Raw genomic sequence first — 21196 nt, forward strand, 5'->3', positions numbered from 1 at the left:
TTGACTTATCGTAGGGCGGAGAGCGAAGGACACTAGCCGTTGGGCGCTGGAGCTGGATTCAGAGAGACTAAATCAATATATCCACAATTAATTATTTTATAATTTCCTATACAATAAAAAAGCATCCCCATATCCTAGGAACACTTCTCACATTAAGCTTATCATTATTTTCTAGTTACTTTAATGGGTAAATTAAACACCATAATATTTGGCAAAAAGTTCCTTATTCCATTCATCGCCGCCATCCACATTCGAGCTCTTAAACACTGGAGGTTTCAGTCCAGCTTGATGGTATTTTTTGGCTAACAAAATAGAAATGGTTTGCGCAACAAAAGCTCCCGCCATCGTAGAAGTTGCCCCCATGCCTGTGTTTGCCTCTTCTACATAAAAGGCAGCATCTCCAGGTCCCGTACAACTATCAATCACTACATCACTAAAGTCACCAAGATATTTTCCGCTACTGTGTCTGGATTTTGAGCCTGCAGGATGATTCGGATTTGTAAAAGCAATGACCTTTGTACCACATTCCTGTGCCATTTTTGCCAGTTCCACCGTCATTCCATTTCTTCCTGAATTGGAAGCAATGACGAGTACATCCTTTGAGTTGATTTTATATAAATCAAAGATAACTTTTGCATAGGCTTCCATGCGTTCAATCACGGTACTTTTTAAAGGATGATCGTGTAAAAGAAACTCATTCGGCAAAATAGGGGAGACTTGGGCAAATCCACCCGCTCTGACATAGAACTCTTCTGCAAACATATGGGAGTGACCTGAACCCGTAACAAGAAAGCGACCTCCCTTTTGGAGTGCTTCAAAAATACATGTGGCCGCTACGTCCATTTTTTCAATCTGTGTCGTGTACAGTTTTTCGAGATTAGCTGTCACATATTGATAATAATTCTCCATGATACCTTCCCCCCTTTTATTGATTTGTTACCACCCGTACTTGTTTTCGCTCCATTTTTTTATAATTTGATCCTGTTTCACGAAAACAAGACTATTTTTTTCGATATCTTGATCGATGATTGTACCAGCTCCAAGGACACTATAAGCACCTATTTTACAACCAGGCATAATAATCGTATTGACGCCGGTTCTGCAATAGTCGCCAAGATATGCAGCATTTGAAAAATGTAGCGGTACTTCTTTTCGTCCATTCACAACGTGCTCCGTTTCTCCGTCATCAAAGCGCAATGTTCCGCAAACGGTTGCTGCTCCGATATCCGTATGACTTCCAATTGCACCATAAAACTCACCATAGTGGTAAAGATATACCTTGTCCATGACCATTCCACCAAGGAACTCTGCACAATGGTCGAATATACAATTGGAACCAATCGATACTCCATCGTAAATGATGCAGTAATTACTAATTTTTGTATGATCACCAATCACTGCATTGCCATTAAAAATGGCTCCATTATCAATAATTGTATTGTCACCAACAATCAGGTTACCGTGAATGACCACTCGATCACCAATTGAGGAGTTCCTGCCCAGTTTTACATGGCCGTGGATGGTTGCATTCGCTGAAATCGTCGCACCTTCTGCAAGCTGGTTCTCTTGCAGGGAATGACAAAAATGGTTCACCATAAATTGGTTCGCTTCTAACATATGCCAAGGCTTGTCAATATCAAAGAAATATCCATGACATTGGATGGCATTTAATTTTATTTTATTAAGCGATTCCATAAGTCCTGCTTCAATAAATCTCTCTTTTGGAACACCTACACCTACTTTTACATCTGGAAAATAATCTGGAGTTCTTTTCAGATAATCTAATAGTGTATCGTCCAAGTAAAATCCAGCAAATTGATGGGTAATGCTGTCCCCACGATAGTGGGCACCTATCGACTGAACGAACCCATTCTCAATGCTCGCACCAATCCAGTTTCTTGAAGATTCCGCTAAACTTTTCAACAGTACAGCAGGTTTTTTCGTATTCACTAAATTCTCTAGATCCTTTTGGTCAACAATGGTATCCCCATAGAGAACGATAAAGTCCTGAGTAGAAGAGAGTTTCTCAGCTCCCTTTACTAGACTTTCTGCGCTTCCTAAATTGGTTGGATCACTTACAAATTTAACGTTTTCTATATCTGATAAAAGATTTTCTATTTCTCTTTGATGGTCTTCATGAACAACAACAACAATTTCTTCTATTCCCATTGCCACAATGGACTCAATGTTATAGCGGATTAATGGCTTCCCTGCGATTTTTATTGTTGTTTTGGAGCGAACCGCGTTGAAAGGAAACATTTTCCTACCCTTTCCTGCCGCAAGAATAATGGCGCTGTTCACCATTCGATCACCTCCGGTTTCATTCACGTTTTATAATCTTGTTTTAAACACCATTAAATACAGTCTTGTTTCACTTATATTCTACTAATCGAAATTTATTTTTGCCGGCTAAAATATAAGGCAATAAATCTTTTGCAAACGGGTGAACAAATCCAATGACATTGTGCTCAACCGATTGCCCTAAATCTTTCAATGAGATTTGTACTTCCCCTTCATATTGTGCACTTCTATTATTTAATACAGAGACAGTATACATTCCTCTTGGTGCACAATAGCAAGGAGGCACTTCCATTCCTCTTGTATCAGTCGCCCGAATTAGGTTGGCAGGCTGATCCACTCTTGAAATGAGGATGGACTCCTGAATTGTCATTTTTGTTTTATGAGGAACAAAGTGATTAAATACAACTGGGATCTCAATATAATCTTGTTTGTAGCACCTTGCCATTTCAATAAGCTCTGAAAGGTCGGCAAACGAGTCACCAATAAGCACATCATCAAAACCATTGGCAAATAACTCTTGCATTGCGATATGACAAGGCAAAAAGCGGTGTTTTTCAATGGTACAAACCCCATGACCTAAGTGGTGCAAATCTTTTGGCGAAAGTTGCGATGCAATAAACCCACCGACCGGCACACCAAATGAGGCAAACAAGTTGTTAATTACACGAATGTCCTCAAGAGACAACGCTGTATCCGGTAGTGGGAAAAAATTGTGACAAGCCGTTAGTTGACCTATATTTCCTTCTTTTTCTATCGTTTCTAAAAATTCACGACATTCACGTAAAGCATTTCCATGCTGATTATCGGAAGAAGACATCGAAGCATTTACTTCTATTTGAATCCCCTGCTGATTTTTTGAAAGAAGGGCAATTTCTTGGCTCGTAAAACCTCCATCGATACGGAGCTTTGTAATGCTCATCTTTTGTAACGGTGTAAGATCGTTCAATGTGCAACCCAACTCGTTGAAAACTTCATCATTCATATCAGCTGATACAGTCATACCGAGTTTTTTACAGTAACTCAGTATGTCATTCCAAGTGTTGGCATTTACATTCTCTGCACCCTCAAAACCATGATTATTTAAAATTAGTGAAACAAATACTTTTGTAAAACCATACGAACTGGCCTTTTCCAAATATTCCTTTATTTGATCTGCTGGATAAAAGTTGGGATACACACTAATTCCTATTTCACGCATGTGATGTCGTCATTCCTTACTATTCCTGATTTGTATTTACTTGTACCCTGCACCAATAATGATGGCACCGAATACTGGATCATATAGTGGTGCAGAAATCTCTACTTGTGGTAAAACCATCCTCAACTTCTCTTTTAACGAACGGAAATAATCTGTTGATTTCGTCAACAAACTACCTGCAACAGAAAGACGGAAGTTTTCTGACCCCATTTGTCGACTGATTCCAACGACTAAACGAACTAATTTCTCTAGTTCTGCTTCAACTATAGTACGTGCTGCTTCGTCTCCTTGTGCCCATGCTTCCAGGATTATTGGCGTACATGAAGCTACCCTGTCGACGGGTATCGTATCGCCCAAATATAATAAATCCATAAACTCTTCTGGAGAAGTCAACTGAAAATGTGCGAGCAACTTTTCTGTAAATGATGTAGGTGCAATAACTTTGTCGTACTCTTGCATAACAACTGCAATCGCTTGTCGACCAATCTGGAAACCGCTTCCTTCATCACTTATCCATCCGCCCCATCCACCAGAGCGCACAATTTTTCCATTTGAATCAATTCCTACAACAATGGAACCTGTACCAGCAATCATCAAGGCATCTTTTCGATCGCCGTTGCCACCGACAAGGGCAATCTCTGCATCATTCACCACTACTGTTTGGCAAGTAAATCCACTCTCTTTTAAGGAAGACAGATAGATTTCAACATCTTTCGGTCGATCGACACCTGCAGAGCCTAGTACGAGAATTGCATCTTGGAGTTGTTCTTGAAAACATGAGAATAATGCTTGATAAATTTGACGAAATACTGGTTTTAGACCTTCCACGCCAATGTTATTATAATTTGACATCCCAAAATTTTGGTCAAATAGCGTTTCTCCATCCGGTCTTTCTTTGACGTTGACTCTCGTTTTCGTTCCTCCACCGTCCATTCCAATAATCAATCGATTTCTCATTTTCTGTTCATTCATCCTTTCTTGATTTTATGGTTAGAGTAAGTGCTAAAACTAAAAATGAAATCGTAAGGATTCAGAAAAAATACTACTCTAGTTTATTTAAGTATACTTACGACCCAAAACATTAAACAGTTGGATTTTTTCCAAGCTAATTTGCAATAATATGAGTTATATGTAACTGGTAAATTAAGGGATACCATGACAGATGAGAAGACTTCATCGTAAAACCACGAAAAATAGGCAAAATCACCAGGACAAAAAAAACACCTAGCCCCCTAGGTGTTTTCATCTCTAATCGTTATCCAGCTAACATCCATGGTGGTGCCTGACACCAACCAAATCCGCCGCCTTTTATTGCGCGAGCTCAAAGACCTTCTTCACTTTCTTGACCGGTATCTGCGAGCCGCCCCGCTTTTGGACGTTCTCGACCAACATTGCCACCATCAAACTCGGCGACTCCGTATTGTACCCAATGAACCAGCCATTTTCCGTCCCAGTCTCCCCTTGCTTCTGTTTCATCTCCGCTGTACCCGTTTTGCCTGCCAGCGGATACCCCTTCATGTCAGCCGCATGAGCCGTCCCTGCCGCGTCCGCCACAACCTTTCGTAGGTCCGCCGCAATCACACCGGCATGCTCAGCCGAGACCACTGCCTCTTTCCACACCTGGCCCTGCTGTTCCTCCGCCAATAGAATTGGTTTAATCATATTGCCATTATTCATAAATGGCGTATACGCCGACAGCAAATGTACGATACTCATTTGAATCTGCCCCTGTCCATATCCCGAATCGGCAAGCACAATGTCCCGATCGAGCGAACCAATCGTTGATTTTTCAAGCGGGAACGGAAACGCCAGCTCCTCCTCAAAGCCAAACTTCTTCAGTCCATCGGTAAACGCCGCTTTCCCCGTCTTCAACGCCGCCTGAGCAAAATAAATATTATCACTAAACACGAACGCCTTTTCCAAATTAACCGGCTCAGCCCCTGCGTGGACCCGCGTCACATAATAACCGCCCCATGACGTATCCTTTTGCCACTTCTTCCCTGAAATCGCTACGGCCTGTTCCGGCGTAATCGCCCCATTCGACAACGCCACTCCTGCCGTAATTGCCTTCATCACTGATCCCGGTGCAAAGGTCATCTTAAAGCGCGTCGAGAGCGGCTGCTTCTTATCCTCCTGGAGCGCCTTCCATTGAGCGGCTGAGAAACCTAGCATCGCCTGATTTGGGTCAAACGAAGGCGTACTGACAAGCGCCAGCGTTTCCCCGGTCACTGGGTTCATCGCCGCTCCCGTGCCTGCTTCCTTGCCTAGCTGGTCATAAATCGCTGTCTGCACGTCCACATCAATCGTCAGTTTCACCGTTTTTCCATCCTCAACCGGCTTTTCCGCAAGTACCTCCTTATCTCCATCCTTCTTGTTAATCGTAATCCTCACGCCTGGCTTACCCTTTAGCTGCTCGTCATACACTTGCTCGAGCCCTCTTTTTCCAATCATATCATTACTCGTATACCCTTTATCCTTAAGGTCCTCCAGCTCATCAGCTGTAATCGGCCCCACATAGCCAATCAGGTGCGCCGCAGCCTTGCTATAGGGATAAATCCGCGCCTCCACCTTCCGTGTCTGCACCGGCTCAAGCGCAATCAACTGGACAATCCGCTCCTCATCATCCATCGACACCCGCTTCAGCGGAACAAACAGCTCCGGCTTGACCCAGCTCGCACTAATCGCCTTCTTAATCTGCTCCGGGCTCATCTGTAAAAGCGAAGCCAACGGCTCTAACACCTGGTCCGTCACCTTCCCGGCCACGACACCCACCTCGTACACCTGGCCATTCACCGCAAGCCCAATCTCATTGCGGTCGAGAATCTCCCCCCGTTTCGGCGTAGTCGTCTCAATCCCGAGCTTATCCCCTTCCTGCAACTTTGGAAAAATGAACCCAGTATTCCAGTCAAGATACCAATTCTTCTTGTCGGCCCGTTCTTCTTTTTTCAAATTAGCTACCTGGGTGAATTGAATAACTCCTGCGATGCTGTTCATTTTAGCGGTAAAAGAATAGTGAGCTTTCTCTTTATCCGCCTGCTTATCTTCTTTTGGTTTTTTAAAGTCTATCTTGAGGTCAGAAATCTGAAGATCTTTGTAGATTTTATCGTAGCGGCTCGTAAATTCCTCTTTGGTGATTTTCTTCTTCGCATCGTTAGAAAGGTAATCATACATCTGATCAAACTTCTGCTCATTCCATAATGCTATGTACTTCGCAAAACGATCCTGCGGCGTCGGTTCCTTACTGCAGCCAGCCAGCCCCAAACCTAGCAGCATCACCAATAGCAAAGACCCTACCAACTTCTTCAAGCAAATCCCTCCTTTGGTTTTTTTCATTCGGTGTCAGGTACCACAGAAAGACACTCTCACCATTTTGTCTGTCCCTGACGGACAGTTTACCTATATTGGGTGTCAGGTACTATTAATGGTACCAATAACTTTAATTATACCGTTTGTGTATAAAAAATGGTTCCCATTTGGTTTATTTCAGGTAAAATATGCGCAAAAAAAAGAGGAAAGAATTCCCCTTCCCCTTTGTATCGATCTTATTATGAGTTTGTCTTTTCTGATGAGTTCGTAGAGTTGTCGTCCACATTTTTATCTAGGTCAGAAGAGTTATCTGGATCTTCAATCATTTGCTCTTTTTCCTTCATTTGTGGAGTATCTACTGATTCACTTGCATTGTCATTCGAAAGTTTTGCTTCCTGTAACGTGCTTAACGATTTGTTAAAATAGTCACTAGGGTTTACAGCAATTCCATCTTTACGAATTTCAAAATGTACATGGGTTCCAGCTTTTTCATTGAACAAGCTTTGTCCAGCCTTGGCAAGAACTTGTCCCTGTTTTACTTCTTGGCCAACCGCTACTTTTATGTCTTTAACGGATTGATATTGTGTTACAATACCTTTGTCGTGTTCCACTTCAATGACATTCCCAAGGACTGCATCTTCTTCAACACGTGTTACCGTACCGCTTAATGATGCCACAACATCAAAGGATTCGTCGTCTTTCATGGTCACATCGATACCAGTGTTTGGCTGGTAGGTATTGTTGTAGAATACCAATGCCGCTTCCTGGTCTTCCGTTTTTCCATTGAAATCATAGAATTTCGTTTTGACGACAGCTGCATCTGCTTTTTCCACTGGCATCTTGAAATCTTCAAAAGTCTTGCTAACTTCGACAGCTGGCTCTTGACCCTTTTTACCAGCAATATCCGTAGATTTGTAATCATATTTGTCGGATGCATTGTTGCTAGTTTGATACCAAAGTACTGCGGTCAAAATGATTGCTGCACTTGCGATATAAATGGCTGGAAATACCCAACGCTTTTTGAAAAAGCGTTTTACGCTGGAACTTTGAGAAGATCGTTTGTTTTCTTCCTCTCTCATTTTCATCACCTCAGCAATCAGTCTGAACAAATAAGTAGAATTATATACACAACCGAAAAAAATTTTTTTGAACTTATTTTTCGACAGTGTTAAAGTTTTTATGCATGAAGTTGAAAAATTATTTTTTGAGGTATTGGAGGAGTTTTTTATGAAAATCATCAAATGGATATTGCGGGTCCTTCCATTTGTCTATATGACGGCCATTTTTATTATGTCGAGCCTGCCATCCGACCAATTCGTGAAGCTGCCAGATTCCGAAATCGACCACAATATTAAAGAATCGCTCCATTTAATAGAGTTTGCGATTTTGTATGTTTTGCTAGTGCTTGCTATGTTAACCCGCCGCGGTGCCTTTACTCCTGCATTAAACGTCGCCTGCGCTGTGTTTTCCGCCCTTTACGGAATCAGTGACGAATTTCACCAATCATTCTATGCCTACCGTTCTGCCTCATGGTTTGACTTAGTAAAAGATTTCACAGGCATCAGCGTATGCTTTTATTTTGTCAGAGGTGCTTTGTTTAAGGGGAAGTTTGCCCGGCTCGGGAGGGCATTGGGCAGGGTAAATGGATAAATGAGCACTACCTTTTATATGTTCCTGTATAGGGTAACTTCATAGATTTAAGAATCTTATTTGCACTTTTAGGAGAGTCAATTTGCAGAAAATGTTTTTTCACCCAATAACCACGCTAAAAAGCCAGGCATCCTCTCCAGCCTGGCTTAACATCACCCACTACTATTTTTTCGCAGTAACTGTATCAAGTATATGATCCGCGGACGTAATCTGCACACCTTTATAGTAATGCTTCACGATCTCCTTGTAGCTCTTCCCTTCCTTAGCCATTCCGTTCGCTCCGTACTGGCTCATACCGACGCCATGACCGAAGCCCTTCGTCGTAATCACGATATTATCACCCTTGCGCTTCCAGGCGAAGTCCGATGAGCGCAGGTCCAATTTTTCGCGGATATCCTTGCCCGTTAAAACTTTTCCGTTAAAATCAACCTTGCCGACACGCTTTCCCTTTGTCCGATCGATAATTTTTCCAATCGTTGAACCGGAGCCGATCCTCACGCCCAGCTTCGCTTCAAATTGACTGACTGTAAGCACCTTTTGACTATTAAACTTGGGGGAGTTTTTATCCCATGGGCTCGATACACTTCTTAAATAAGGAATACTCCCTGGCCAATAATCTTCTGAGTTTTCCGTGTAGCCATTACTAGTAGAGAAGAACAAAGCATCAATCGGCTTGCCATCATAAGCTAAAATTTGCCCTGCCGTCGCCCGGACAGCATTTAAAACCTTCTTTCGCTTCGTATCATATTCCATACCCCATTCTCTTCTTAGCTCATCATCGTTTAGATACACTTGGTGGACTTGGGTGTCGGTAACCTGTGCGCCTTTTGGAACGCCTAATGCATCCTTACTTAACAACCTTTTCACGATATAGGTTCTCGCTGTTAGTGCCTGGGCCTTCAGGGCTTCTTCCTTGAACTCTGCCGGCATCTCAGCTGCTACCACACCAACGAGGTAATCTTCTAATAGCACATTTTCAATTTTTGATTTTGAGGTTCGAAATACGGCCACTTCGACTGCAGGATCCGATGAAGCAGGCTCCGCTTTTACTTCTTTTGCGGCGGGGGTTCTTGTTAAATCCTCCCCCAGCTTTCCGCTCGCCCGATGCTCATTCGAAAAGGGTAGTACAAGTACAGCGGGAATAATTAATGTTAAGGCAATAAGGACTGCTGCTACTACGACGAATGGTTTGATTTTTATCATGATAGTGCCTCCAGTTTGCAAATTCACAGCCACACCAAATCCACAGGTGGGTTGCGTCTTTAATTCATACATATGGAAGCGGACAAGCATTTATTACAGATTTTTTCATAAAACTGAACTAAAACGTGGTGTCAGGTACCGCTCGTGGACAAATGTCTTTTAAGGGTGACAGGTACCACCAAAAGACACCAATCCACACCACAAGGACACAATGCAAAAAGGACCCGATTTGACATCAGGCCCCGTTGTTTTGCGATTTCGCATTATTACAGCTAGTTCGAACCTATTCGGGTTAGAATACGATTTACGCATTCATATCCGATACAAGGTTTTGGACTTCTGTGAACGTTTCGTCTGCTTCGTTGATTCGTTCGATGTCGGCACCTAGTCGAGCAAGTTTGCCGTGGAAATCTACGTAACCGCGGTCTAAGTGTTTCAACTCGGTCACGCGTGTCACGCCTTCTGATACTAAACCAGTTAAAATCAAGGCAGCAGCGGCACGAAGATCTGTTGCTGATACTTCTGCACCTTGTAAATTTGAAAGACCATTTAAAATAACGGAACGGCCTTCAATCTTGATGTCAGCATTCATGCGGCGGAATTCCTCGACATGCATAAAACGGTTTTCGAAAACCGTCTCGGTAATCATCGAAGTTCCATTAGCACGAAGCAATAGCGCCATCATTTGGGATTGCATATCTGTTGGGAAGCCTGGGTGCGGCATCGTTTTGATGTCCACAGCCTTCATCCGATCCGTTCCAATGACACGAACGCCATCTTCTTCCTCCACAATCGTAATGCCCATTTCAACCATTTTTGCGATTAAAGATGATAAATGTTCAGGAACAGCGCCCTTTACCAATACATTCCCACCTGTAATCGCGGCAGCAACCATGAAAGTTCCCGCTTCGATACGGTCAGGTATAATATTGTGGTCTGCACCAAATAACACATTTACCCCTTCAATCCGAAGAGTTCCCGTGCCAGCGCCGCGAACTTTAGCGCCCATTTTGTTCAAGAAATTAGCAAGGTCCACGATTTCTGGTTCCTTCGCTACATTCTCAATAATCGTCGTACCAACCGCAAGAGTGGCAGCCATCATAATATTTTCCGTGGCTCCAACACTTGGGAAGTCTAAATAAATTTTCGCACCTTGTAAGCGGCCGTTAACTTCCGCCTCAATAAAACCGTTGCCTACCTTGACGGTTGCTCCCATCGCTTCAAAGCCTTTGAGATGCTGATCAATAGGACGGGATCCAATTGCACAGCCACCCGGCAGGGCCACACGTGCACGGCCATTACGAGCGAGTAATGATCCCATGACAAGCACGGATGCGCGCATTTTTCGAACGTATTCGAATGGCGCCTCATCCTTTAACACTCTGGATGCATCTACTACGACTGTATTGTTTTCAAATGATACTTCAGCATTTAGGTTGCGTAAAACTTCATTAATTGTGTATACATCGGAGAGTGTAGGTACATCACGTAATACACTTTTTCCGTCACTTGCTAATAATGTTGCAGCGAGTACAGGCAAGACAGCATTTTTTGCGCCTTCAACTTTCACAGTTCCATCAAGCCTTTTTCCGCCGCGGACGATGATCTTTTCCAAGAGTATTCCCCTCCGCGTCCATTTTCTCTATATTAATATTCAATCGTAATGATTGGTGTGCCAACTACGATGGTAGTCTTAGCGCCCAATCCTTCGGAGCGTATACCAATTTGTAAATTCATGTTATCTCTTTGATTTTCTATCGAGCCTGTAAACAACGGCGAATTCGCCGAAACAGACATGAATGTCTCCTCTTTTAACGCTTCGATCTCTTTTGCTTTAAATTTTGACAGCAAATGATTGGCTGTCGCGGGTAAAGCCTCATCAATCTTATCACCGACCGTACCTTTCATACAAGAGAAAACTGTTGGTTTTCCTCGAAATATGTCGGTAAGCCTAGATTTAAATTGACTCGTAGTGAAAAGGGCCTTTGTCGCCGAATTCCACTCTTTACCACTGATACTATATACTATATACGCATTAACAGGTTGTTTTGTGTGGGTTGCCATAATTTGAAGCATTTCTTTGTGGTGTTTAGATGTTGGAGATACTGCTGTTACTTCCCATTTTTGGCTGGTATTATTAACAGACCATTCCCAATCAGGAAACTTAGCTTGAAGCTCCTTCGCATAATCCTTAACTTCTTGCTCACTTTTCATGGAATCTAAATGCTCACGTGCATAAAAAGTCCATTCATCGAGCAAAATATTTTCGGCTTCTAAAATAGAACCGATTTTCATTAAGTCCATTTCTTTATCAAAAATGCCATAAGCTTCCGTTGTTTGGTTCCCAATCACAACCAGGATTAAACTAATGATGGTAACTACACTCAAAAGGATTTGACTCTTTCTCTTCATCTCTACTCCCCCTTACTACCATTGTTACCAGGTAGAGGAGTCGCATACTTGGGAAATGTCGTCACTTTTTGACAAGCTCCAAACTTTATGTCAATCACATGATGTTATTTTTCCATACAAAGAAGATTGTACTCAATTTATTGACAAATAGGAACATGTACGAAGACCTAAATTTTTTCCAATTAGCTATTTTGCATAATCAAAGGCAGCTGCCTTGACCATTGTAGATAATCAAGGAAAAAATTACTAACAGAAGAACCAATGATAATAGCTAATAATATGTAGAGTAACCGCGCCTGGAAAACATGGCTTGCTTTCAACAGTTGATCCAATCGAATCGCCTGTAACGCCCACCACGAAATCGCTATAAAAATTAAATGCGACACGATACTTAACAAAGCCATTTGCCCAAAATCATTTATCACTCTGTGCCCCCCTTTTTTCACACAAAGTTTATTCTATCACAAAGTGGGCAAAAAGGTTTCCTTTTGTATCCATTTTAATAAAATAAACACATCTTACTGTCATAAAATAAAAATTCACCTTCCCGTTACATGAATAGAAGGCGAATTTTTATTGACGACCTCTTTATCAAATTCCTTATAGGGATACATTAATTAACCTGATTCCAAACTCTGCTAAGATTTAATGGGACATAAATTTTATCGCCCTGAATTTGTCTGTGGATGATTGGATTCTCAAAGTTAGCATCTAAACCTTGATCTACTCGAATTTTACGCCGTGCTCGAACATGTTCTCCAAAGAAATCAGCTAAATTTACTCTTGAAAATTTCATCACCGTTTCCCCTTTCTTCTTATCATTACTTTCTATTTAAAATCTTTTCCCACTACTCACCAAGTCAAAATCATTTTGCTGCAATAACCATTACTCTTCCCCGGTCTAATTCCTCTTCATATCGTTGCGCTTCTGTATCGGTTAGTCCTAATGATTCCATTTTCGCCCGGAGCTCGTCCCCGCGTGATCGAAACACATTTGCGATGGAGTCAAAGAAGCCTTGTTCGTTTACCCCTATATCCTTGATATCAAGTGCCTCTGTCAAATCTTCGGAACGATCCTTCCTGTGGGCCAATAAGTACACCTCATCTTTGGTAAACCCTTGATTTAATAATTGTTCAATTTCTTGTTTTGCTTGAAGACCATTCTCCACTACTTTTACCTGTCTCATTTTAACTACCTCCTAGATTGGTTCATTTCGTAAGTAAGTTGAAATGTTACTTGGTGTTCTATTTGTTATATAACCCCTTTTTTTAAAAGTGAAACTTTTTATTTTCTATTTAAATGATTTTCCTTCTTTTAAAAAAAACAGGTTTGTCCCTTGGATTTTCGGGTATTTACTTTAGTAGATTCACATTACATTTAGAAAGGGATGAGTTTTCATGGGATTTATTTGGTCTTTAATTATCGGAGGAATCATCGGGTGGTTAGGAGGTCTCGTCATTGGGCGTGATATTCCAGGAGGTGTCATTGGGAACATCATCGCTGGATTTATTGGAGCCTTTCTTGGTTCGCTGCTATTAGGCGATTGGGGACCAGAAGTTGGCGGTTTTTATCTGATCCCAGCGATCTTAGGTGCGATTCTTCTCACCTTAATCGTCGGCTTCATTTTGAAAAGTATGAGGCACACAGCATAATGAAAGTTTTCACTCGAGAGAGACTGCCAATCATGCAGTCTCTTTTTATGCGCCATTTTTTATACAAAAAGAAAACAAACACCTAAAAGGTGCCTGAATTTTTGATTTGAAATGTAACTGTTCCAGCAGGTTGTGCCCATACCGACCGACACGCTGCCGCCGTTAACAAAGGATGGAATTATAAAACACCAGAAAATAGACGGGCAAATGATTCTTTTACCTTTTCAGAAAATCCTCGTTTGTAAAATTCCACCGGGCGAATTCTTAGGCAGTCCTCTAGGTCTTCCTGATAATGAGTGACAAGGTCTTGAATCGAATCTGTTCCTATTAAGAATAAATTGACTTCAAAGTTGAGGCGAAAGCTGCGCATATCCATATTGGCTGTACCAATTGTGGCAAGATCGCCATCAATAATCATCACTTTTTTATGGAGGAAGCCTTTTTGGTACGCATAAATTTCGATTCCAGCCCGCAAAAGTTCAGGTAAATAAGAGCGAGAAGCATATTGCGTGAGAAAACCGTCATTGGTGTCAGGTACCATGATGCGAATCTGAATCCCTTTATTAGCGGCAATTCTTAGTGCTGTTCGAATCGCTTGATTGGGGACAAAATACGGTGACGCAATCCAAATCGACTTTGTTGCACATGAAATCATTGCATAATAATGATCACTCATCCGTTCCGTTTCTGGACCAGTTGCAACCACATGAACCAGACCCGTACCAGTATCCGGATCGCTTGCAGCAACTTGGTCCGGACCGGCACCACTTCCCGGACCGCTTGCGCCGACTTGCTCTAGACCACTCCCATTCCCCGGATCGCGTGCAGCGGCATGGTCAAGACTAGCCGCCGTTTCCGCGACCTGCGCGGCGGGACCACGACCAGCTAGAAGTCCTGGTTTCATATACCGTTCATCTGTAACCAGCATTTCCCCGCTCACATACCGCCAATCCAATAAAAATACGGCATGCAAGGTTTGGACGGCCTCTCCTTCTATGAGGACATGTGTATCACACCAAAAACCAAATCGCTCATCTTCGCCAAGATATTCGACCCCAATGTTCAGTCCGCCGACAAAGCCTGTCCTTCCGTCAATGACTATGATTTTACGATGATTTCGAAAGTTAAACTTTTGATTGATCAGCCCATTTTTTAATGGCAAAAACGGCTGAACCTTGATTCCAGCTTCCTTCATTCTTCTTATCGCCGTTCCTGAAAGGGTGAGACTTCCGATCGCATCGTACATCAGGCGCACCTCTACCCCCGCTTCGACCCTATCGATTAAGATATCAATGATCTCATTCCCTAACCGGTCATCGCGGAAGATGTAATATTCCAGATGGATAAAGTCCTCTGCTTCCTGAAGGGCTCGTTTGATTTCCCGAAACGTTTCTCCGCCATTCTTTAACATTCTAGTCTTTGTCTTGGCATTCATTGGTGTGTTGGTCGCCCAGTCTAAATAGTGGACAAAGTGGTTCTGGTGATAATTTAACCAGGAAAGATCAAGCTTTTCCTGGTTGCGGCTCATGGCTTCAAAGACTTCACGGTCCTTGATACGCTTACTCTTAAACAGATAGCCTTTAAAAAATAATTGCCCTGAATAGACATAAATGATATAGCCGAGGACTGGCAAAAACACCAGTATATATATCCATAAAAGCGTGTTTTGTGCCGTTCGGTTTTCAAGCATTAACGACAGGACCGTAATCGAAATCATTCCCCAGTAGAGTGCCATCGAAATTAACTTCGGCAGGGACGGAATGTCTGTAAAAAACACCAAATAAGCTAGCGTGATCATAACAATGATAAAGACCAATTCCAATCTCCGTTTTTTCAACACGTCATTCTCCCCCCATTTATCTGGTTTCCCTTATGTGGTAATACCCCCTTGCGGCAAAGGTTAATCCTTCTTATAAAAAAATCGCTCGCCCCAAGAACGCTTTAAAAAGGTTTCATCAGCTGAAGTCCAGGGTAAGTAATAGATATCCACACTATTTCAAATCAAACGGAGGTAATGAAAATGCCAAAAGTAAAAGAAAAAGAAAGTTTAGTAACAGACACACTCAACACGCAGGTAGCTAATTTCTCAGTTCTTTATATGAAGCTGCATCACTTCCACTGGTATGTAAAAGGAGAGAATTTCTTCACCCTGCATCCAAAATTTGAAGAATTATATAAGGAAGCGGCGCTGCATCTTGATACCATCGCGGAAAGAATGCTGTCACTTGGGGCGTTGCCAACAGCGACTCTAAAGGAACAATTGCAGATTTCATCGATCAAGGAAGCGGCAGGCGACGAAAACGCCGCTGGGATGGTCAAGTCACTGGCTGATGATTTTAACACCTTCTGCAGCGAACTGACAGAGGGAATCACCTCGGCCGAGGATAACGACGATCAACCGACGGCCGATCTGTTCATCGCAATCCGCACTTCTTTAGAAAAACACAGATGGATGCTCGAAGCGTATTTAGCAGAATAAGAGGATGGAAAAAGGGTATCAGCGTTATATCGCTGGTACCCTTTTTCCAGTTAAAACAAAAACGTATCCAATCATGTTTGGATACGCACTTCCCCCAAAAAGGCAGGTTAATAAAGTTGTCCGATAATGTACGTTAAGTCATCTTTTCGAGTTTCCGTATACATTTCCAGATGATTCGATATCTCTTTTATCGATTGAGAACTAGCTAGTAAATGTTTTATGGCGGGAATATGAAGGCCGTCTGTATGAATAAGGAATTTAGCGTCTTTTTCATATGAAAAAGTCTCCATCCCATACTTTTGCGGCTTTCCGGATAAATATCCGTAGACAGGGACTGGATTAAAGAAGTGGCCAGGGGGGGAATACACAACAAATCGAATGTTTCCCACAGAACTATAAGTAATTTTTCTCTGTAAAAAGTCTGCCTTAAAAAGAGAGACTACGGCACCTCTCTTATTCTTAAGAACGTTATTACAATCATCTATTAATCGATCAACCTTTTCATAATGGGATTGTTCGACGACTTCCCGAATCGCATTTGACGAGTCATGTGCGTGGAGCCCGCTTCCCAACCCGTCTGCAACAGCACAAATGAAGTACTCTTCGGTTGCCTTCATATAAAAACTATCGCCGTTACAGACATTGCCTTCCTTTTGAATCTGATAGGCTACGGTTTGAATATATTGATTTGACTCCAATTCAAGCATTTGTTACTCCTATATTGGTCCCATCTTTGCTGAGGGCCTCTCGTAATTTTTGAATCGCCTTTTTTTGGAGGCGAGATACATGCATTTGTGAAATTCCTAGATATTCTCCTGTTTCTTTTTGACTCTTATGTTCTACAAACGTACAGCGGAGAATTTCGACTTCCCGTTCTGATAAAACATGGAGAACACTCTCAAGCCAAAGCCTTTTCTCGACTTTTTCATAACCATCCTCATGTGACCCGATCGTATCGAGTATGGTAACGGGACTGCCATCTGACCCCGTTTCAATCGAACGATCGACTGATACAGCCTGGTAACTTTTCCCCATTTCCATCGCTTCTAATATTTCTTCCTCAGAAACACCTAAATGGTCCGCAATTTCATGGACTTTCGGTGACCGTTGATATTGATTGGTTAGTTCATCGACAACGGTCTTTATTTTCGTCCATAATTCTTTTACCCGTCGCGGGACATGGACTCCCCATGTTTTATCCCTTAAGTAACGTTTGATTTCGCCAATAACGGTCGGTATTAAAAATGTTTCGAAGGTGGACCCAAGTTCTGGATCATATCTCCGTATAGCACCCAATAGCCCGATTATTCCGATTTGCATGAGATCCTCATGAAAGCTGCCGCCCTTTGAATATTTCATCACCAAGCTTCCAACTAGCGGAGTATAGTGGTCTACTAAAATTGCTTGAGCTGCCATATTCTCACTTAGCTGAAAGTCTTTGATTAGGGCGTTTATTTCTTCCTTACTTTTCTTCATAGGTTGAGATGGTTGTGTCATGTTCTGCACGCTCCCCACTTAAATACTTCACCATGAAGACCGTTACTCCGGAATTATTAAATACATGGACTTCATCCATGAGCGTTTCCATTAAATACAGACCCAACCCTCCCTCCACCAGTTGATCGGTGTTACTTACAGCGGAATATGGGCCAAGTTTGTTCCTTGTCTCTTCAAAATTAAAACTCTCGCCTCGATCAGAAATCATAATTTCCAGTTTATTATCATAAATACCAAATCCAACAATGGTTTCTCCGCTGCCGTGATCCTTATATGCATGTTGGGCGGCATTGGTACATGCTTCACTAACGGCAATCTTTAAATCTTCAATCTCCTCATAGGCATAGCCCATCCTGCTGGCAATTCCTGATAACGTTAATCTGATTACCCCTACATATTCCGGCTTTGCAGGCATTTTCACTTCAATGTAATCAACTAATTGTTTCATTGTACCCCACCTCTGAGTTCGTAGAAATATCAATGATATTACTTAAACCTGTAATTTGAAAAAGTCGTTCCAAGCGATCCGACAAGTTCACGAGCTTTAATTCACCCTCATTTTTCATGATGAGTTTGAATAAGCCAATAAACACACCTAGGCCGGTACTATCGATATACGAGACATCTCTTAGACTGACAATCAGTGATTGGTTTTGCTCCTCAGCCAGTGGTAATAATTCCTCCCGTAGCTTTGGTGCTGTGTATGCATCTATTTCGCCTGCAACAGTAACGAATGTCTTCCCATCACTGTGTTGTTTGTCCACTTTTAAATCCATCCATTATCACCTCAGGAATGTAATCTATTTTTATGTACTTACCCCGTCCTACTATCGATTAAACCTTTCTTCGTAAAATAATTAAGGTAAAATCATCATTCATTTCATAGTTTTGCATTTTTTCCAACTCGCGATAAATTTGTTCCACCATTTCTTGAGCGGTTAAGTGCTTATATTTTTGAATGAGGCCGGTGATCACTGAACGTTCGATAAATCCTTCTTCTGTCCTTGCCTCCGTCACTCCGTCCGATAAGAGGACAATCATATCCCCAGGCTCCACCTGTTTTTGATATTGTTCATATGTAAAATTCTGATCCACGCCTAAAACGAGACCCTTTGTCGCAAGATCCTCAAATGAATTTGCTGCCGAATGATAATAGAATCCTTGCTCATGCCCTGCTGCCCCATAAGTAAAGGAATGGTTAACTGTATCGTACATCCCATAGAACATGGTAATAAACATTCCTTCTTCCAGATTCTCCTCGACGACTTTATTTAAGCTTTCTAACACAAAATGAGGACTTTTTCTCGATTCCGGTAAACTATCGAGTGCATACTTAATCATCGACATACAAATGGCTGCAGGGATGCCCTTACCAATGACATCTGCAACGGCTACATGAACACTTTGGCCCTCATGAATAAAATGATAGAAATCGCCATTCATTTGTTTGGCAGGAATACTAGTTGCCCCAATATCTAAGGCTTCTAATTGCGGAATCGATGTTTCTAATAAATTTTCCTGAATGCTGGCGGCAATCTCAATTTCTGATTTGATTTCAAGCTGTTGATCACGCATGCTTTGATGTTCCTGGTAGGCTAAGCCATAGTCCACCATCACCTCTAATAGAAAATCGAAGGACAATAAGACCTCTTTCGGAAGATCCGGAAGAATTTCTTTCAATGCTTCCGTATGTAAGCTGATAATTTCCTCAGGGGAAATTTGCTGTAAAATTGATTTCCTGCTAAAAAGCTGCGCTTGGTACAAGGCATTTTCGGATGATTCTTTCAGGTACCTGCGAAGCAAATGCCGATACCTTGATTTAAAAATTTCCATACATCAGCTCCCCCTAACGAATCCATTTTACTGCCGTTATCGTCGTACCTTCCTGTAAGGAAGAGGTAATATCAAATTCATCCATTAAGCGCCTAACTCCCGGCAATCCGGCACCTAAACCGCCTGATGTCGAGTATCCATCCTCCATCACTTTTCTAATATCCTGAATTCCTGGTCCATTATCGGCAGCGGTCACCTTTACACCACATTTACCGTATACATTCATACGTTCAATCCGTATCTCACCTTGTCCGGCATATAAATAAATATTACGAGCAAGCTCAGAAATCGCTGTCGTGATTCTTGCTTGGTCAACTGTACCAAATTCAAGCTCCTTGGCAATGTTTCTTCCTAGTTGCCTAGCTGCAACGATATCCCATTCGGTCATGATTTTCACATAGGATTCGTTCTCCATGCTTTCTCCCCCAACTCCCGTTGTAGTGTTTCTAACCCCTTTTCTAAATCTAGTGCTGTAAGCACTTCTTGAAGGTGGATTCCTAGTTCAACTAATGTAATGGCTACAGCTGGTTGGATGCCTGTTAAGACTACTTCTGCCCCCATCATTCGCGACATGCTAATCACATCGCCGAGTACTTTGGCAATGAACGAATCGATCACATCAATCGACGTTAAATCGATGACGACCCCATTCGCGCCTGTTTCATGAATTTTTTGAAGCAAGTCTTCTTGAAATTGGATTGTCGTCTGATCATCAAGTTCCCACTGAATAGAAATAAGCAAGCAGTTATATAATTTTAGTATTGGTATTCTAGCAACCATCTATTATTCCTCCGTTGATATGACCTTTCGATTTGTCATTTCCAAGGCAGCCTCAATTCCTTTTTGTAAACTATTTTTTGTCATGACTTTAGTTAAATTAATTCCTAAATTCACGATTGTTTGGGCAATCTCTGGACGAATCCCGACGATAATACACTTTGCACCTACTAATCTCACTGCTTCAGATGCCTGGATAATATGGTGGGCAACCATTGTATCCACGACAGGAACTCCTGTTATATCGATTAAGACCACTTGAGCATGATGCTTAACAACCCCTTGTAATAGATTTTCCATAATCAATCTTGCCCGTTCTGTGTCAATCGTTCCAACTAACGGCATAATCGTTATATTTTCAAAAATGGGCAGAAGTGGTGCCGATAACTCCTGCAGCGCTATTTTTTGTAAGGATACGGTTCTTTGCCAATCCTCCGCATACTGATTAAATATTGCTATGTTAATTGGGCTAATCCATCGGTCATACTCCAAAATAAATTCAACTTGTTCTCGTTCTGTCGCCTGCTCTGCCATTGGAAAGAAAACAATTTTTCCGAATGCACTTAGACAGTCCATCGTAAAACCTAAGGTCCACCCAAGTTGAATGATTTTTCTAGTAAATTCGCTTATCTTATTTTGACTATCATAACTATTCATTAATAAATCGAGGTAATCATCACAAATATTGATATAGACTTTCTCAGATATCACATTGGCTGCCCTTTGTTTATCCATAAGGATTAGTTTCTCAGACCAGTCCGTGACAATCTGCACTCGGTTGGTTTGGACATATTCTACTATCTGATTTACTTTTTCCAAATTATTTCCCACCTAAATATATCTTCGGGATGCGAAGAATTATTTGTTATCTAGCATTATACCAATAT

Annotated in this window: 24 protein-coding genes; 3 read left to right on the forward strand and 21 right to left on the reverse strand. The window is 41.9% G+C overall.

Annotation, left to right across the window (positions count from 1 at the left end; translation table 11 throughout):
• Nucleotides 1–192: 192 nt before the first annotated feature.
• The 6 genes from V7121_RS03475 to V7121_RS03500 all read right to left on the reverse strand — a co-directional run bounded on the left by V7121_RS03475 (nt 193) and on the right by V7121_RS03500 (nt 7884).
• Nucleotides 193–909, reverse strand: a complete 717-nt coding sequence (locus V7121_RS03475) for an SIS domain-containing protein (protein ID WP_335545750.1) — start codon at nt 907–909, stop codon at nt 193–195.
• Nucleotides 910–936: 27 nt separating this feature from the next.
• Entirely contained in the window at nt 937–2304 is a 1368-nt protein-coding gene (locus tag V7121_RS03480) for an NDP-sugar synthase (RefSeq protein WP_335545752.1), read from the reverse strand.
• Nucleotides 2305–2371: 67 nt separating this feature from the next.
• Complete coding sequence (locus V7121_RS03485) at nt 2372–3499, reverse strand: MupG family TIM beta-alpha barrel fold protein (protein ID WP_335545755.1); 1128 nt, start codon at nt 3497–3499, stop codon at nt 2372–2374.
• Nucleotides 3500–3535: 36 nt separating this feature from the next.
• Nucleotides 3536–4456, reverse strand: a complete 921-nt coding sequence (locus tag V7121_RS03490) for an N-acetylglucosamine kinase (protein WP_335545756.1) — start codon at nt 4454–4456, stop codon at nt 3536–3538.
• Nucleotides 4457–4807: 351 nt separating this feature from the next.
• Nucleotides 4808–6805 (reverse strand): penicillin-binding transpeptidase domain-containing protein, encoded by a 1998-nt coding sequence (locus tag V7121_RS03495; RefSeq protein WP_335496968.1) that lies wholly within the window; start codon nt 6803–6805, stop codon nt 4808–4810.
• 239 nt (nt 6806–7044) lie between these two features.
• Nucleotides 7045–7884, reverse strand: coding sequence for a M23 family metallopeptidase (locus tag V7121_RS03500; RefSeq protein ID WP_335496970.1), 840 nt, complete (start codon nt 7882–7884; stop codon nt 7045–7047).
• A 148-nt stretch (nt 7885–8032) separates the two neighbouring features.
• Between V7121_RS03500 and V7121_RS03505 the strand changes: the two genes are divergently transcribed.
• Entirely contained in the window at nt 8033–8455 is a 423-nt protein-coding gene (locus tag V7121_RS03505; RefSeq protein WP_335496972.1) for a VanZ family protein, read from the forward strand.
• 162 nt (nt 8456–8617) lie between these two features.
• On the opposite strand, the gene spoIID is transcribed toward V7121_RS03505, so the two are convergent.
• The 6 genes from spoIID to V7121_RS03535 form a co-directional block, all read right to left on the reverse strand.
• Nucleotides 8618–9658, reverse strand: a complete 1041-nt coding sequence (gene spoIID / locus V7121_RS03510; RefSeq protein ID WP_335496975.1) for a stage II sporulation protein D — start codon at nt 9656–9658, stop codon at nt 8618–8620.
• A 304-nt stretch (nt 9659–9962) separates the two neighbouring features.
• Nucleotides 9963–11273: a UDP-N-acetylglucosamine 1-carboxyvinyltransferase gene (murA, locus tag V7121_RS03515; RefSeq protein ID WP_335496977.1), complete on the reverse strand. Its 1311-nt coding sequence runs from the start codon at nt 11271–11273 to the stop codon at nt 9963–9965.
• Nucleotides 11274–11305: 32 nt separating this feature from the next.
• Nucleotides 11306–12070: a YwmB family TATA-box binding protein gene (locus V7121_RS03520; protein WP_335545758.1), complete on the reverse strand. Its 765-nt coding sequence runs from the start codon at nt 12068–12070 to the stop codon at nt 11306–11308.
• Nucleotides 12071–12252: 182 nt separating this feature from the next.
• Nucleotides 12253–12495, reverse strand: a complete 243-nt coding sequence (locus V7121_RS03525; protein WP_335496982.1) for a DUF1146 family protein — start codon at nt 12493–12495, stop codon at nt 12253–12255.
• Nucleotides 12496–12683: 188 nt separating this feature from the next.
• The gene (locus tag V7121_RS03530) at nt 12684–12866 is read right to left on the reverse strand and encodes a hypothetical protein (protein ID WP_335496984.1); all 183 of its coding nucleotides are present in this window, start codon (nt 12864–12866) and stop codon (nt 12684–12686) included.
• Nucleotides 12867–12936: 70 nt separating this feature from the next.
• Nucleotides 12937–13257, reverse strand: a complete 321-nt coding sequence (locus V7121_RS03535; RefSeq protein WP_335545759.1) for a general stress protein — start codon at nt 13255–13257, stop codon at nt 12937–12939.
• Nucleotides 13258–13468: 211 nt separating this feature from the next.
• Here V7121_RS03535 and V7121_RS03540 point away from each other — a divergent pair, with 211 nt between their 5' ends.
• Nucleotides 13469–13723, forward strand: a complete 255-nt coding sequence (locus tag V7121_RS03540) for a GlsB/YeaQ/YmgE family stress response membrane protein (protein ID WP_335496992.1) — start codon at nt 13469–13471, stop codon at nt 13721–13723.
• 178 nt (nt 13724–13901) lie between these two features.
• Here V7121_RS03540 and V7121_RS03545 read toward each other — a convergent pair whose 3' ends face one another.
• Nucleotides 13902–15560 carry a phospholipase D-like domain-containing protein gene (locus V7121_RS03545; protein ID WP_335545871.1) on the reverse strand — a complete coding sequence of 553 codons (1659 nt, stop codon included), beginning with the start codon at nt 15558–15560 and terminating at the stop codon, nt 13902–13904.
• 183 nt (nt 15561–15743) lie between these two features.
• Here V7121_RS03545 and V7121_RS03550 point away from each other — a divergent pair, with 183 nt between their 5' ends.
• Nucleotides 15744–16202, forward strand: a complete 459-nt coding sequence (locus V7121_RS03550; RefSeq protein WP_335545762.1) for a Dps family protein — start codon at nt 15744–15746, stop codon at nt 16200–16202.
• Between the two features lie 107 nt (nt 16203–16309).
• Here the strand turns inward: V7121_RS03550 and V7121_RS03555 are convergent, their stop codons facing one another.
• Genes V7121_RS03555 through V7121_RS03590 form a run of 8 tightly spaced genes read right to left on the reverse strand, consistent with a single transcriptional unit; the run spans nt 16310 to nt 21128 of the window.
• A complete protein-coding gene (locus V7121_RS03555; RefSeq protein ID WP_335496996.1) occupies nt 16310–16909 on the reverse strand; it encodes a SpoIIE family protein phosphatase in 600 nt (199 codons plus the stop codon).
• Nucleotides 16902–17699 (reverse strand): RNA polymerase sigma factor SigB, encoded by a 798-nt coding sequence (gene sigB, locus V7121_RS03560; protein WP_335496997.1) that lies wholly within the window; start codon nt 17697–17699, stop codon nt 16902–16904. The genes V7121_RS03555 and sigB overlap by 8 nt, the downstream gene beginning before the upstream one ends.
• Complete coding sequence (gene rsbW / locus V7121_RS03565; protein ID WP_335497000.1) at nt 17665–18147, reverse strand: anti-sigma B factor RsbW; 483 nt, start codon at nt 18145–18147, stop codon at nt 17665–17667. Before rsbW ends, sigB begins: the two co-directional genes overlap by 35 nt.
• Nucleotides 18131–18475: an anti-sigma factor antagonist gene (locus V7121_RS03570; RefSeq protein WP_335497002.1), complete on the reverse strand. Its 345-nt coding sequence runs from the start codon at nt 18473–18475 to the stop codon at nt 18131–18133. Before V7121_RS03570 ends, rsbW begins: the two co-directional genes overlap by 17 nt.
• Nucleotides 18476–18533: 58 nt before the next feature.
• On the reverse strand, nt 18534–19532 hold the full coding sequence (locus tag V7121_RS03575) for a PP2C family protein-serine/threonine phosphatase (RefSeq protein WP_335545765.1): 999 nt from the start codon (nt 19530–19532) through the stop codon (nt 18534–18536).
• A 13-nt stretch (nt 19533–19545) separates the two neighbouring features.
• The gene (locus V7121_RS03580) at nt 19546–19947 is read right to left on the reverse strand and encodes an anti-sigma regulatory factor (RefSeq protein ID WP_335497007.1); all 402 of its coding nucleotides are present in this window, start codon (nt 19945–19947) and stop codon (nt 19546–19548) included.
• On the reverse strand, nt 19926–20312 hold the full coding sequence (locus V7121_RS03585) for an STAS domain-containing protein (RefSeq protein WP_335497008.1): 387 nt from the start codon (nt 20310–20312) through the stop codon (nt 19926–19928). Before V7121_RS03585 ends, V7121_RS03580 begins: the two co-directional genes overlap by 22 nt.
• A 3-nt stretch (nt 20313–20315) precedes the next feature.
• Nucleotides 20316–21128 carry an STAS domain-containing protein gene (locus tag V7121_RS03590; protein ID WP_335497010.1) on the reverse strand — a complete coding sequence of 271 codons (813 nt, stop codon included), beginning with the start codon at nt 21126–21128 and terminating at the stop codon, nt 20316–20318.
• Between the last annotated feature and the right edge of the window lie 68 nt (nt 21129–21196).

The sequence above is a fragment of the Neobacillus drentensis genome (assembly GCF_036962125.1).
In the GTDB taxonomy this organism is placed as follows: domain Bacteria; phylum Bacillota; class Bacilli; order Bacillales; family Cytobacillaceae; genus Neobacillus; species Neobacillus drentensis_B.